General features: G+C 69.5%; 11 protein-coding genes and 1 pseudogene. 4 read left to right on the top strand and 8 right to left on the bottom strand.

Features of this window, described 5'->3' with window-relative positions:
- Window positions 1–43 precede the first annotated feature (43 nt).
- Window positions 44–994 carry a prolyl aminopeptidase gene (gene pip / locus AB5J62_RS04975; protein ID WP_370946922.1) on the top strand — a complete coding sequence of 317 codons (951 nt, stop codon included), beginning with the start codon at window positions 44–46 and terminating at the stop codon, window positions 992–994.
- A 3-nt stretch (window positions 995–997) separates the two neighbouring features.
- Here the strand turns inward: pip and AB5J62_RS04970 are convergent, their stop codons facing one another.
- A complete protein-coding gene (locus AB5J62_RS04970; protein WP_370946921.1) occupies window positions 998–2452 on the bottom strand; it encodes a PucR family transcriptional regulator in 1455 nt (484 codons plus the stop codon).
- Window positions 2453–2588: 136 nt separating this feature from the next.
- Here AB5J62_RS04970 and gabT point away from each other — a divergent pair, with 136 nt between their 5' ends.
- On the top strand, window positions 2589–3911 hold the full coding sequence (gene gabT, locus AB5J62_RS04965; protein WP_370946920.1) for a 4-aminobutyrate--2-oxoglutarate transaminase: 1323 nt from the start codon (window positions 2589–2591) through the stop codon (window positions 3909–3911).
- A complete protein-coding gene (locus tag AB5J62_RS04960) occupies window positions 3908–5335 on the top strand; it encodes an aldehyde dehydrogenase family protein (RefSeq protein WP_370946919.1) in 1428 nt (475 codons plus the stop codon). Before gabT ends, AB5J62_RS04960 begins: the two co-directional genes overlap by 4 nt.
- A gap of 93 nt (window positions 5336–5428) precedes the next feature.
- Here AB5J62_RS04960 and AB5J62_RS04955 read toward each other — a convergent pair.
- The 3 genes and pseudogenes from AB5J62_RS04955 to AB5J62_RS04945 all read right to left on the bottom strand — a co-directional run.
- A pseudogene (locus AB5J62_RS04955) lies at window positions 5429–6202 on the bottom strand (cytochrome P450); the annotation flags it as partial.
- Between the two features lie 434 nt (window positions 6203–6636).
- Window positions 6637–7386, bottom strand: coding sequence for a helical backbone metal receptor (locus tag AB5J62_RS04950; RefSeq protein WP_370946918.1), 750 nt, complete (start codon window positions 7384–7386; stop codon window positions 6637–6639).
- Window positions 7383–8786 (bottom strand): RNB domain-containing ribonuclease, encoded by a 1404-nt coding sequence (locus tag AB5J62_RS04945; protein WP_370950186.1) that lies wholly within the window; start codon window positions 8784–8786, stop codon window positions 7383–7385. Before AB5J62_RS04945 ends, AB5J62_RS04950 begins: the two co-directional genes overlap by 4 nt.
- 128 nt (window positions 8787–8914) lie before the next feature.
- Here AB5J62_RS04945 and AB5J62_RS04940 point away from each other — a divergent pair, with 128 nt between their 5' ends.
- The gene (locus tag AB5J62_RS04940) at window positions 8915–9874 is read left to right on the top strand and encodes an ATP-binding protein (protein ID WP_370946917.1); all 960 of its coding nucleotides are present in this window, start codon (window positions 8915–8917) and stop codon (window positions 9872–9874) included.
- 75 nt (window positions 9875–9949) lie between these two features.
- Here AB5J62_RS04940 and AB5J62_RS04935 read toward each other — a convergent pair whose 3' ends face one another.
- From AB5J62_RS04935 to AB5J62_RS04920, 4 genes are all read right to left on the bottom strand, one after another.
- Window positions 9950–10144 carry a hypothetical protein gene (locus AB5J62_RS04935; protein WP_370950185.1) on the bottom strand — a complete coding sequence of 65 codons (195 nt, stop codon included), beginning with the start codon at window positions 10142–10144 and terminating at the stop codon, window positions 9950–9952.
- Between the two features lie 110 nt (window positions 10145–10254).
- Window positions 10255–11064 carry an MBL fold metallo-hydrolase gene (locus AB5J62_RS04930; protein ID WP_370946916.1) on the bottom strand — a complete coding sequence of 270 codons (810 nt, stop codon included), beginning with the start codon at window positions 11062–11064 and terminating at the stop codon, window positions 10255–10257.
- A 2-nt stretch (window positions 11065–11066) separates the two neighbouring features.
- Window positions 11067–12593, bottom strand: coding sequence for a hypothetical protein (locus tag AB5J62_RS04925; RefSeq protein WP_370946915.1), 1527 nt, complete (start codon window positions 12591–12593; stop codon window positions 11067–11069).
- 10 nt (window positions 12594–12603) lie between these two features.
- Entirely contained in the window at window positions 12604–13605 is a 1002-nt protein-coding gene (locus AB5J62_RS04920; RefSeq protein ID WP_370946914.1) for a C40 family peptidase, read from the bottom strand.
- Window position 13606 lies beyond the last annotated feature (1 nt).

The following is a 13606-nucleotide window of genomic DNA, read 5'->3' as shown; positions in this document are numbered from 1 at the left end:
TGCCCATTTTCCCCATGCGGCCAGTGGGAATACAGTGTCTCTTATGGACTTGTACCCACCGATCCGGCCGTATGCCGCCGGAATGCTGGACGTGGGTGACGGGCACCGGGTGTACGTCGAGACGGCCGGTAACCGCGAGGGCAAACCCGTGGTGGTTCTGCACGGCGGCCCCGGCAGCGGGATCGCGGCGCTGTCCCGGCAGCATTTCGATCCGGCCGCGTACCGGATCATCCTGTTCGACCAGCGCGGCGCCGGGCGGAGCACGCCGAGCATCGCCGACACCGGCGCCGATCTGTCCGCCAACACGTTGTGGCACTTGGTCGACGACATGGAGAAGATCCGCGAAGGCCTCGGCGTCGAGCAGTGGCAGCTCTTCGGCGGATCGTGGGGCGCGACGCTCGCGCTCGCGTACGCCGAAACGCATCCGCACCGGGTGAGCGAGATCGTGCTGCGTGGCGTTTTCACGGCACGGCAGCAGGAACTGGACTGGATTTACCGTGCGGGCGCGGGAAACCTGTTCCCGGCGGAGTGGGCGAACTACCTCGCCCCGCTCGGCGGCGACCACGCCGATCCGCTTTCGGTCTATCGGGAGCTCGTCTTCCATCCGGACGCCGGCGTGGCCGAGGGCGCGGCGGTCGCGTGGAGCGCATGGGAGGGCGCCATCGTTTCCGTGGTGCCGCAACCGGGTTTCCTCGACAGCTACAGCGACCCGAGGTTCGCGGTGCCATTCGCGCGGATCGCGTTGCACTACTTTTCGCACGGCGCCTGGCTCGATCCCGGGCAGCTCATCCGCGACGCGGGGAAGCTCGCCGGGATTCCCGGGGTGATCGTGCAGGGCCGGTACGACGTGGTGTGCCCGCCGGTGACCGCCTACGAGCTGCATCAGGCCTGGCCGGGCTCGCAGCTCGAAATCATCGAAAGCGCCGGGCACGCGGTGACCGACCCTGGTGTGCTCGGCCGGTTGCGCGCGGCGACGGACTCTTTCCGGCCGTAGCCGTCAGACCTGCAGCGCGAGCCAAAGCTCCGCGCGGAAGCCGGGCGAATCGAGACTGCGCCCGGTGAGTTCTTCGACCTTGCGCATCCTGTTGCGCAGCGTGTGACGATGGACGTCCAATTGGTTCGCCGCGAGGTCCCAATGGCCGTGGTGTTCGAGCCAGCAGCGCAAAGACGTCACGAGATCACCGCGTCCGGTCGCGTCGTGTTGTCGCAGCGGGGCCAGCAGCGTTCCCGCAAACGCTTGCGCCACCTCGGGATCGACCAGCTCGACCAATCCGTGCGCGGCGTGGTCGGCGAAGCGCACGACCGGCACGCGTTTCGCTTGCGCGGCGCGCGACGCTTGCTCGGCTTGACGCAATCCGGCACTGAAGTCCTCAAGGGACACTGGCATCGAGGCACCCGCGTGCAAGCCCGTTGCCTTCTCGAGCACCCATGATTCGGCTTCCGCGGAGCAGAGAATCACCACGAACGGTCCTGACTCCGCGAAGAACGGTCGCTCTGGCAAGTCTTCGAACTCCGCCTCGAGCGCGTCGAAAAGCACTCGGCGCGCTGCCGGCGTTCCGCTCACCGCGAGCACCGACCACGGTGGCGCGGGCGCGCCACCCCAGAGCGTCCGCATCGACCGCACGGCTGATTCCGGCTTGTCCGCGAGCAGGTCGAGCAGCACGGAACGCAGACGGCGCACCGCGCCCTCTTGCGCGCGGTCCTGTTCCAGCGCAAGGGAAAGCAAGGAGACGGCGGTGTTGACGATGTACCGGTCGGCGGCGTCGAGCGCGTCCTTCCCCACCGCGAGGTAGCCACGAGCCCTGGTGTCGAGGGTCTGGACGACGACTTCGTGTTCGCCGATCCGCGCCACCCGCGCGCCCGCCTTCAACCGGCGCAGCTCGCCGGCCAGGCCCGGCCCGAACCCGCGCGCCGACGCGGGTGCCGCCTCGATGACGGCGCCGCCCGCGTCGAGCAGCAGCGCCCACCCGTCGACGAGCCGAGCCAACCGCCGCACGACCGCGCCTGGTCCGCCGCGCCCGACCGCGGCTCGTGTGAGTTCCTGCTGCCCACGTCCCGTCCGCACGACCGACGCGTACTCGTCGGCGGCGACCGCTCGCGAAACCGCGCGCGTGATCGCGATGAACGGTGTCCGCCGCGGAACCTCCAGCACCGGCAAGCCGACTTCGGCGGCCGTCGCGACCAAAGCGGCGGGAATCGAAAGATGACTCAGCCCGATTCCAAAGCCCAATCCCGCGACCCGCGCTTCGACCAGTCGTCGGACGTATGCGCCCGAAGTGTGCTCGTCCAAAGCCAGTCCGGTGGTCAGCAAAAGCTCGCCGCCCTCCAAGAAGGCGTTCGGATCGGTGAGCTCGGTCGGGTGCACCCACCCGATCGCCCGGTCCAGCGCTCCCTCGCCCGCACGCACGACCAGTCCCAGCGAACCGGCCAGCTCGCGCAGCGAAAGTGCCATAACGTCCAATTCTACGCTCAGAACTGTCCAGAATGTCCTCTGACTCGACTCCGGCGAGAGCCGCATGCTGAACGGGCGAGCCCGCCGCACTGGCGACGCGAAAACGTGAGCGCGCATCGAAACTAAGGAGCCCACCGTGTCCGAGCAGCAGCGCGTTCTGCGCACTGAGATCCCTGGTCCCGCCTCGCGCGCGTTGCAGGAGCGCCGGGGTGCCGTCGTGGCCGGCGGGGTGAGCTCGGTGCTCCCCGTCTACGTGAAGTCCGCGGACGGCGGCCTGCTCACCGATGTCGACGACAACGTGCTGATCGATTTCGGCTCGGGTATCGCGGTGACCAACGTCGGCCACAACGTGCCCGCGGTGGTGGACCGGGTCCGCGAGCAGGTCGCGAACTTCACCCACACGTGTTTCATGATCGCGCCGTACGAGGGTTACGTCGAGGTCTGCGAGGCGCTCGCCGAGCTGACCCCCGGTGACCACGCGAAGAAGTCGGTGCTGTTCAACTCCGGCGCCGAAGCCGTCGAGAACGCGGTGAAGATCGCCCGCGTCGCGACCGGCCGCCAGGCGGTCGTCGTGTTCGACCACGCCTATCACGGCCGCACGAACCTCACGATGGCGCTGACCGCGAAGTCCATCCCGTACAAGCACGGTTTCGGTCCGTTCGCGCCCGAGGTCTACCGGGTGCCGGGCTCGTACCCGTTCCGCGACGGCCTCGGTGGCGCCGAAGCGGCCGCGATCGCGATCGACCGGATCGAGAAGCAGATCGGCGGCGACCAGGTGGCCGCGGTCGTCATCGAGCCGATCCAGGGTGAGGGCGGCTTCATCGAGCCGGCGCCGGGCTTCCTGCCCGCGCTGTCCGAATGGTGCGAGGCGAACGGTGTCGTGTTCGTCGCCGACGAGGTGCAGACCGGTTTCTGCCGCACGGGCGACTGGTTCGCGTCTTCGCGCGAGAACGTCGTGCCGGACCTGATCGCGACCGCCAAGGGCATCGCCGCCGGACTCCCGCTCGCCGCGGTGACCGGGCGCGCGGAACTGCTCGACGCCGTCCCGCCGGGCGGGCTCGGCGGCACCTACGGCGGCAACCCCGTCGCGTGCGCGGCCGCGATCGGATCGATCGAGACCATGCGCGCCCAGGATCTGGCCGCCGGGGCGCGCCGGATCGAAGAGACCGTCGTGCCGCGCCTGCGCGCGCTCGCGGAGAAGACCGGCGTCATCGGCGACGTCCGGGGCCGCGGCGCGATGCTCGCCGCGGAGTTCGTCAAGCCAGGCACCACCGAGCCCGACGCCGCGCTCACCGGCCGCATCGCGAAGGCCTGCCACGCCGCCGGTGTGGTCGTGCTGACCTGCGGCACCTACGGCAACATCGTGCGGCTGCTGCCGCCGCTGTCCCTGTCCGACGCGCTGCTCGACGAGGGTCTTTCGGTCCTGGAGCAGGCAGTCATCGAGGAGTCGTCCAAGTGAGCACCCCCTTCTGGGTCGCCGGCAAGCCGGTGACGAGCACGCGGACCGCGACCGTCCGCCACTCGTTCGACGGCAGCGAAGCCGGTTCGCACTACGTTCCGACGGCTTCAGACATCGAGACCGCGGTCCAGGCCGCGCACGACGTCCAGCACGAGTTCGCGACGCTGCCGGCGCACGTCCGCGCCAGCGCTTTGGACCACGTGTCCCGCGCGCTGGGTGAGCGGGCCGAAGAGCTCGCGCAGCTCATCACCGCCGAGTCGGGCAAGCCGCTCAAGTGGGCGCGCGGCGAGGTCGGCCGTGCGGTCTCGACGTTCCGCTGGGCGGCCGAGGAGGCCCGCCGGTTCTCCGGCGATCTGCAGCGTCTCGACACCGACGCGGGTGGCACCGGGCGGCTCGCGCTCATCCGCCGCGTGCCGAAAGGCCCGGTACTCGGGATCACCCCGTTCAACTTCCCGCTGAACCTCGTGGCGCACAAGGTCGCCCCGGCGATCGCGGTCGGCGCGCCGATCGTGCTCAAGCCCGCGCCCGCGACCCCGCTGACCGCGCTCGCGCTCGGTGAGATCCTCGCCGACGCGGGACTGCCCGCCGGCAGCTGGTCGATCCTGCCGACCGGGAACGAAGAGGCCGCGAAGCTCGTCGCCGATCCGCGCCTGCCGGTCGTTTCGTTCACCGGCAGCGTCCCCGTCGGCTGGGGCATCCGCGACAGCGTGCCGCGCAAGCACGTCGCGCTCGAGCTCGGCGGCAACGCGGCCGTGCTGGTCTGCCCCGACTGGACGGACCTCGAGTTCGCGGCCCAGCGGATCGCCACCTTCGCGATGTACCAGGCCGGGCAGTCGTGCATTTCGGTTCAGCGCGTCTACGCGCACACCGATGTCTACGACGAGTTGTCAGCTCGCGTGCTGGAACAGGTACGGGCACTGCGTACCGGTGACCCGCGCGCCGACGCGACCGATGTGGGCCCCTTGGTCAACACGGCCGCCGCCGAGCGCGTCGAATCGTGGGTCGCCGCCGCGGTGAACGCCGGCGCCGAACTGCTCACCGGCGGTGGGCGGAGCGGGGCGACGGTCGAGCCGACCGTGCTCGCGGGCGCGCCCGAGGACGCGGACGTGATGGCCGAAGAGGTCTTCGGGCCGGTCGTCTCGCTCAGCCGGATCGACTCGGTGGACGAAGGCGTGCGGTTGATCAACGCGTCGCGTTTCGGCCTGCAGGCGGGGGTGTTCACGCGAGACCTGCCAACCGCGTTCGACGTTTCCGCGAAGTTGCAGGTCGGTGGGGTGCTCGTCGGTGACGTCCCGAGCTTCCGTGCCGACCAGATGCCGTACGGCGGGGTCAAGGACTCCGGTGTCGGCCGCGAAGGCCCCGCCTCGGCGATGGCCGACTTCACCGAGGAGCGCGTCACCGTGCTCACCGGGCTGACGCTCTAGCCGGACCGCCAGTGCCTCCAGCGCGCGGAGATTGCTCCGGCGCTGCCAGCGGACGGCACCGGTCAAGCTAAGCCGAGGCGCGCGCTCCAGCAGCACCCGGAGCGCGGCCTCGGCTTCCAGCTTCGCCAGCATCGCGCCGAGGCAGTAGTGCGCGCCGCCCGCGAACGTCAAATGGCCCTTTCGCTCACGGGTGATGTCGAATCGGTGCGGGTTTTCGAAGAGCAGCGGGTCACGGTTGGCCGCCGCGCGCACGATGACGACCTCACTGTCCTTTTTGATCAGCTTCCCGTCGATTTCGACGTCCTCGTGGGCCACCCGCAGCGAAAGATGGGTCGACGGTTCGAAGCGGAGCACCTCGTCGATCGCGCTCGGTACCAGGTCGCGGTCGCCCAGCAGCATTTCCCACTGATCGTGGTTGTTCAACAAGGTGACAACCGCGTTGCCGATCAGGTTCGCGGTCGTCTCGAACCCGGCGAGGAACAGCGTCTCACCGTTCACGATGGCTTCCCGCGCGGTGATCTCACCCGCGTCCCGCGCACGGGCCAACGCGGTCATGATGTCGTCGCGCGGATCTTGACCGCGTCGATCCAGCAGCTCACCGAGCAAGGTGTGCAGCTCGGCACGGGCGGCTTCGTAGTCGCGTAGCTGGGCGGTCGAACGGATTCCATCGCACGCCAGCGCGATCACGTTGCCGTGCGCTTGGAGGCGTGCCACCTCGTCATGCGCGTCGTCGTCGATGCCGAGTAGGTCGGCGATCACGCGCAGCGGCAACGGCTGCGCGAAGTCGGCGAGCAGATCGAAGTCGTCGCCCGCTTCGTCGAGCAGTCGATTCGCGATCTGCTCGACGCGCTCGCTGTAGGCCTTCATCAGCTTGGGCCGGAAGTAAGGCGCGATGAGTTTGCGGAGCCGGTCGTGGTCGGGCGCGTCCTTGAGCAGCAGCGAATCTCCGAGGTTGTGCAGCGCGAACCTGCTCACGTCGCTCTTGCCGGTCAGCCCACCGTCGGCCTTGCGGACTCCGAAGCGGGGGTCCTTCAGCAATTCGGTGCTCAGCTCATGCGAAAGGACCGCGTGGATGCCGGCGGGGCTGCGATAGATCGGCCCGTTCGCACGCATGCGTTCGTAGGCCGCGTACGGGTCTTCGGCGTGTTCCCGCAACAGAACCTGCAGCAGGGGGTCACCGCAGCGCGCCAAGGTCCACGCCGCGGCCTTTTGGACGTTGAGGCGGACCTTGCGGGTCAGGTTGTTCTGCATGCCGTCCACACGGGACTCCCGCGAGGACGGTTCAAAGCCTGTGCTCCAGGTCACCCGAAAGCGCGGGAAAGCTCCTCGTGCGCTTCGACGAGCGATGGCCCGTACCAGGTCAGATACCGGCCGGACACGAGCACGGGCCGCAGGCCGGGGAAGGCCTCAGGACCATCCGTGTGAGTGAAGACGTAAGGCTCGTCGGGCAGGACGACGAGATCGGCGCCTTGTTCGTTGAGCTCGTCGAGTGACGGGCGCGGATAGCGCTCGGCGTGCCCTTCGTACACATTGCCGATGCCGAGCCTGCGCAGGACATCGCCGCCGAACGTGTCGCGGCCCAGCACGATCCACGGTTTGCGCCAGACCGGGATCACCGCGTGCGCGCGGATCGGCCGGGTCTCCCGCCACACCTCTTCGGCCGCGACCAGCCAGTCGGGTTCGTCGAGCGCGAACGCCTGGGTCAGGATCCGGCGCAACGAGCCGAGCGCGGCGGGCACGGTGGCCGCCGCCTCCATCACCCACACCGGAAAGCCGTTGGCGCGCAGCCGTTCCACGTCTTCCGGCCGGTTCTCCTCCGAGTTCGCGAGCACCAGGTCCGGCGCCAGCGCGAGCACGTCGTCGATCTTCGGGTACTTCGAACCGCCGACCCTCGCGACGGCCAAAGTGGACGGATGGGTGCAGTAATCGGTCACACCGACGAGCCTGCCCGGCGCGCTCACCTCGACGGCCTCCGTCAGCGACGGCACCAGCGAGACGACGCGCGCCGCGGGACCGTCCAGCGGCACGGGCTCACCGAGATCGTCGATCATGCGGCCTCGAACTCGACCTTGCGCTTGTCGACGTCCACCGAGGTCAGGCGTACCGCGATCCGTTCGCCGACGGTCAGCCGCGCACCCGTGCACTTGGCCATCACCGTCGGGTCCTCGATGAGGATCTCGGCTTTGTTCTCCTCCGCACGCAGCACGACGGCCTGGAACTCACCGCCGATGTGCTCGGCGAGCACCCACGCTTCGACCTGGTCGATGCAGGCCCGTTCGACGCGCGCGGCCAGCGTGTCGGACGCCGTCATCTGCTCCGGCACCTCGGACAGCGCCTCACGCACCCAGTCCGGCACCGGGCGGTCCGCTTGGACGGCCAGGCAGATTTCGGTGCCGAATCGGTCGACCAGCCGCCGGATCGGTGCGGTGACGTGTGCGTACGGTCCGCCGATACCGGCGTGTGTGGTCAATTCGGGCAGCGAGCCGTCGAACGCGGTGTAGCCGGCGCCGCGCAACAGGCGCGTCGTGTCGGCGTAGAGCGCCATCGATCGCGGATCACCGGGATCGAGTTTCGACAGGAAGACGGACACGCTGGCCTGTTCCGGCCAGTCGATCCCCAGCGCGTGCGCGGACCGCCTGAGCCACGCGACGGCTTCCTCTTCGGGCGCGGGCAATGTGCGGAGCACACCGACACGGGCTTCGATCATGATCTGCGCCGCGGCCATGCCGGTGAGCAGCGAGATTTCGGCGTTCCACGCGTCGACGTCGTTGCGCGGACGGCGCGCGAGCGCCCAGCCTCCGTCGGCGTCTCCACTGATCTCCTGCTCGGGCAGCTGCAGCTCGACGGCGCCACGCTGCACGGCAAGCTCGCGCCGGAGCCTGCCGAGATCCGGCAGCGCGGCGATCGACGGGTGCGCCTTGCCCGCGTTGATCTCGGCCTGCACGGTCTCGTAGTCGAATTGCGCGGTGGACCGGACCAGCGCGCGGCGCACCCGGGTGCCGGTCGGCAGCCCGCTGGCGTCGGTGTCGATGGTCCAGAGCACCGCGGGCCGGGTCTCCCCCGGCAACAGGCTCGCGGCGCCTTCGGACAGCACGGGCGGGTGCAGCGGGACGTTGCCGTCCGGCAGATAGAGCGTTTGGCCACGACGGCGGGCTTCTCGGTCGATCGGGCCGCCGGGCCTGACGAAGGTCGCCAGGTCCGCGATCGCGTAGTGCACGCGGAACCCGGTCGGCGTCCGTTCGAGGAAGATCGCCTGGTCGAGATCCTTCGCACCCGGTGGATCGATGGTGACGAAGGGCAGACCGGTGGCGTCCTCCCGTTCCACCGGCTCGATCGGGTCGCCGACCGCGGCTTCGGCCTCGGCGAGTACATCGGGACTGAACGACTCAGGCAGCACGAACTCGGCGCGCAGGCGACCGAAGTCACCCCCAGCCGTATGGGTGCGGATCACCAGGGGGGCCACCCGACAACCCTAACCCGAGACTCGAGTGTTGATCGCCCGTTCGGGTGTGGGCCAGTCGGGTGTACGTTGCGAGGGCCAATAATGAAAACCGGAATCATCTTCGGAAAGGTGTTCGAGTGAAGATCGCGTTCGTCGGCAAGGGCGGCAGCGGCAAGACCACGCTGGCGTCGCTGTTCACCGGCTACCTCGCCGACGCGGACCGCCCCGTGCTCGCGATCGACGCGGACATCAACCAGCACCTGGCCGTCGCGCTCGGCGCGAGCCAGGACGAGGCACACGCGCTGCCGACGCTCGGCGAGCACATGAGCCTGATCAAGGAATACCTGCGCGGCGACAATCCACGCATCACCGACACCGCGTCGATGATCAAGACCACCCCGCCGGGGCGCGGTTCGCGGCTGGTCCGGCCGTTCGACGACAACCCGATCGCCGCAGCCTGCTTCCGCCAGGTCGGCGGCATCCGGCTCGCGGTGACGGGCCAGTTCGAGGAGTCCGACCTCGGCGTCGCCTGCTACCACTCGAAGGTCGGGGCGGCCGAGCTGCTGCTCAACCACATGATCGACGGCGCGGGCGAGTACGTGGTGATGGACATGACCGCGGGCGCGGACGCTTTCGCTTCCGGGCTGTTCACGCGGTTCGACGTGACGTTCCTCGTCTGCGAGCCGACGTTGCGCAGCCTCGGCGTCTATCGGCAGTACGCGGACTACGCGCGTGACTTCGGCGTGCGGCTGGTGGTCGTCGGGAACAAGGTCACCGACGCCGATGACGTGGAATTCCTGAGCACCGAGATCGGCCCGGACCTGCTCGGCTGGATGCAGGCCTCCGGGCACGTCCGCGCGGCCGAGCGTGGCCGCGCCCGGCCGATCGGCGAACTCGAAGTGCACAACCTGGCGACGCTGGCGTCCATGCTGTCCACTGTGGACTCGGTGGACCGCGACTGGGCCCGGTACCAGCAGCAGGGCGTCGAGTTCCACCTGCGCAACGCCGCCGCGTGGGGCAGCGACCGAGCGGGCTCGGACCTGGCCGCGCAGGTCGACCCCGACTTCGTGCTGGGCCCGGCGTTGGCGCGCAACTGACTTCCGAGCCGTCTCGCCTGGTCACGACGTAATTTTCGAGACCAGGCGAGCGGCAAGGGCGTCTATTCGGTCGCCCTAATCGTTCCAGGCGGAGTCTTCGGCGTCGGCTTGTCGGGTGCGCTCGTGGGCGATCTTCAACGCCTGACGCGCGGTGGCTTCGTCCGGGTAGGGACCGAGCAGGTCGATGCTCCGGCCGCGGTCATGGTGTTCGACCTGGTTGGTCCGGGTGTTGAAGTACCAGCCCTCGTCCGGGTTCGGGTCGTTGTCGATAGCCATGAAAAGAGCGTGACACCGAATGGACCCGCTGTCACGCTGAACGGTCATGCCGGACTTCGGCGCCGAAGACGTGCTCGACGGCGAACGGACAGACTCGAACGGTCCTAAAAGACCTGGACGATGAAGTCGTCGAACCGGTGAAAGCCTTGCGCGCCATCGATCTTCGCCAGTGCTCGCTGCAACTGGTGCACATGATCGACGCCGAGTTCCAGCGGCGGCTCGTCCGGCTGATAGGTCGTGCCGCGCGGATAGTCCTTGCCAGGCTCGCCCGCCATCTCGATGTGGCAGCCCAGCACGTGCGTGATCTCCCGCGTCGCGCAGAACTCAGCCAAGCGGTCGACGGTCGCGACGAACGCGGGCCAGTCGAAGACGTACAGCCGCCCCGGATACAGCGAATCGCCGGTGAAGAGCAGGCCGGTAGCGCGGTCGTAGAACACCGTGGCCGCGGACTCGTGCCCGGGACCCGGGATGACGTCGACGATCCGCCCGCCCAGGTCGAGTTCCGCCAGCCCGGACGGCCACTCCGGGAAACCGTAGAACTCGACGACCTCGTCGAGCCCCGATCCGACGATCACCGTGTCGTCTCGGCCGTCGAACTGGCCGTCGCCGGCGACGTGATCGCCATGCCCGTGCGTGTGCGCCACGACGAGGCCGTAGCCAGGCTCGGGATGGCTTGCCGCGATCAACTCGTCGACGAGGCCGCGCAACGGGAAGTAGCCGGGCTCCGGCGTCGCGCCGGTGTCCAGGAGCAACGCGCGATCGTCGCCGAGCAGCAGGAACAGGAACGGGGCCTCGTAGTGCACCGACTTGTTCTGCCGCAGGATGTAGGTGCGCTCGTCGTAAGCGTGCACCTGGATTTCCGGCGCCGTGTCGTGCTTGGGCGACGGCCAGCCGGCGTGCCAGGTGACGTCCATGGCTATTTACGGTATCGGTACGGGATCTCCGTCGGATCGCCCGTCGGACCGAATTCGCCGCCTTCGACGGGCGCGTCCGGCTCGCCCATCTCGTCGAACCAGCCACGATCCGCCCGGATACCCGACGGCGGCGTCGGCGGCGAATCGTGCTCGGGCGGCACCGGCCGGGGAGGCGGCGGCACCACAGGCGGGACCTGAGCGGGCGGCGCCTGCCCCAACGCGGCGTGACCAGGCGAGACCTGGTTGGGCGCCGGCATCGGGGGCGCGACCTGCGGTTGCGGGGGCGGTGCGACCGGCGCTTGGTGCGAGACCGGCGGCTGCTGCTGGATCTGCGACGGTGCTGGCTGCGACGGTGGCGGAGATGTCGGCTGTGGCAACGGCGGTGCGGGCTGCGCACGCGACGCGGACGACGACGGCTGCGGCAAAGGCGGCTTCGAAACCTGCGGTTGTGAAATCTGCGGCTGGCCGACCGGCGACTGCGCGACCGGCTGCTGGATGACCGGCTGCGGCGCGACCGGGACCGAATTCACCGACGGCGTACCCCTCGGTGGCGTGACCGGCGGCTGGACGACCGACTGCGGCGCGATCGGCGGCGTGACCGACGAAGGCGTGATCGGTGGCTGGGTGATCGGCGACTGGGTGACCGAGTGCGACGCCGCCGGGACCGAAGGCGTCGCCGGTGTGCCACGCGGCGGCGTGACCGGCGCCGGATTGACGGGTGTCGTCGACACAGGAGTGACCGGACCCGTCGCCGGGTTGAGCGAAGCAGTCGCCGGAGCCGCGTGCGCGCCCGACGACTGCGCGGACGGGGTCCCGTGCGCGGGCTGTCCCGTCTGCGCCGGTTGAGCGGGAGCGGGAGGAGGCGGCACCGGATTCGCGATCGCTTGCGGCGGCAACGGCGGGACCTGCGTCTGCGCGGGCTGCGGCGTGACCGTCCGCCACACCGGCGCCGGGCCGATGTTCATCGGTGCGGGCGCGCGCGGCGGCTCTCCCGTCGACGGCGGGCGCACCGGCTGCTGCTGCACCGGTTGCTGGACCGGCGGCGCCTGTCTGGGCTGCGACGGCTTCGGGATCGGGTCGAGGCAGGACACGAGCACCGTGGTCGACTGCGGGTCCTCGACCTTGCGGCCGCTGCGCTCGCGGTAGACCATCTCGCCTTCGGTGTCGATCTCGACGATGTATCCGGCTTCGGCGAGCTGTTCCTCGTCGAGGTCGACGAGGTTTTCGTACCGCGACGGCACCACCTTGTAGATCGGCCAGTTCAGCCGGGCGTGCTCCTGGTGGAACTGCGCGAGCAGCGCCGCCATCTGCTGCTGCCATGGCAGCGACATGCCCTCGGCGATCGACCGCGGGATCACGACGTATCCGGCGTCGACGCCGGGGTAGCCACGGCTCAACTGGTCGGCGAGCGGGGTGCTGGACGCGGGGCGGCCGGCGTGCCGGGGCAGGCCGGAGGACCCGAACAGGTCCCTCGGGTCGTCCTCGGGCTTGCCCGAAGACGACTTGCGCTTCCCGAATCGCTTGGCCACGTTCCCGATGCTAGACGCCGGGCCGCACTGCCTGCCCGACGAGTTCCTTCTCGTCGAAGGAAAACGCCCGGGTGTGTACCGGCACGCCGGTCTGCTGCGCTTCGACGATCTTGTTGTCGCCGAGATACATCATCACGTGGTGGATGGTCGCCGGGTTCGACGGGTCGTTGGCCAGGAACAGCAGGTCACCGGGCTGCGCCTCGCGGACGGGGATCATCCCGCCCGCCCGGTACTGGTCCTTGGAAACCCGCGGCAGGATGATCCCGGCCGACTCGTACGCCCGCAGCATCAAGCCGGAGCAGTCGTAGGAATTGGGCCCGGTGGCGCCCCACACATAGGGCTTGCCCTGCTCGCCGAGCGCGAACTTGATGGCCTGCGCGGCGGCTTCGCTCGCGGGCAACAGCGCGCCCATGCCCTGGCCGCAGCCGCTCACGTTGACGACGGCGCCGAGGCCCTCGACCAGCGCGGCCGCCATCGGCTCCCACTTGTGGTACCGATCGGGGAAGCCAGACCGCTCGACGGCCTGCGCGGCGTCGCCTGGCCGCTTGTTCTGCCAGTCCGGGACGGCGAGCAGCACGTCGTAGAACTTGTTGATCTCGTATTCGACGTTCGTGACCTGCGCGACGGAGCCCCAGCCCATCGACGGGCGCATCTGGAAGATGCCCAGCGAGTCGCGGTCGCCGTAGGTGAGGTTGTGCAGCCCGGACTCGGTCATGCCCGCCTGGATCGCCACCTGCCACGCGCGGGGCGCGAGTTCGCGCTGCTTGCCGATGGCGATGATCGAGGTGACGATGCTGCGCTGCTCGTCGTCGAGTTTGGCCGCGTCGACCGATCCCTGGTCGCCGGTTCCGGGCTGGGTCGGGCCGAGCGAGGCGTCACAGCTGACGTTCATGACCCGTTGCGCCTGCGCCGCCTGCTGCTGGTCGGTGACGACCTTGACGACGGTGCCGATGGTCAGCACGGCCGCCAGGCCGATGCCCGCCAGCACGGTCGCCACGACTCCGACGCGCATG

Origin of the sequence: Amycolatopsis sp. cg5 (assembly GCF_041346955.1) — a bacterium.
In the GTDB taxonomy this organism is placed as follows: domain Bacteria; phylum Actinomycetota; class Actinomycetes; order Mycobacteriales; family Pseudonocardiaceae; genus Amycolatopsis.
Note: the sequence above shows the minus strand (reverse complement) of the source record. Positions and strands in the feature narration are given on the sequence as shown.

What these genes read in the sequence shown, in the direction of transcription:
- AB5J62_RS04950 (WP_370946918.1), bottom strand. Translation starts at nt 7,386, where the DNA reads ATGATCGACGATCTCGGTGAGCCCGTGCCGCTGGACGGTCCCGCGGCG.
- AB5J62_RS04920 (WP_370946914.1), bottom strand. Translation starts at nt 13,605, where the DNA reads ATGCGCGTCGGAGTCGTGGCGACCGTGCTGGCGGGCATCGGCCTGGCG.
- AB5J62_RS04970 (WP_370946921.1), bottom strand. Translation starts at nt 2,452, where the DNA reads ATGGCACTTTCGCTGCGCGAGCTGGCCGGTTCGCTGGGACTGGTCGTG.
- AB5J62_RS04930 (WP_370946916.1), bottom strand. Translation starts at nt 11,064, where the DNA reads ATGGACGTCACCTGGCACGCCGGCTGGCCGTCGCCCAAGCACGACACG.
- pip (WP_370946922.1), top strand. Translation starts at nt 44, where the DNA reads ATGGACTTGTACCCACCGATCCGGCCGTATGCCGCCGGAATGCTGGAC.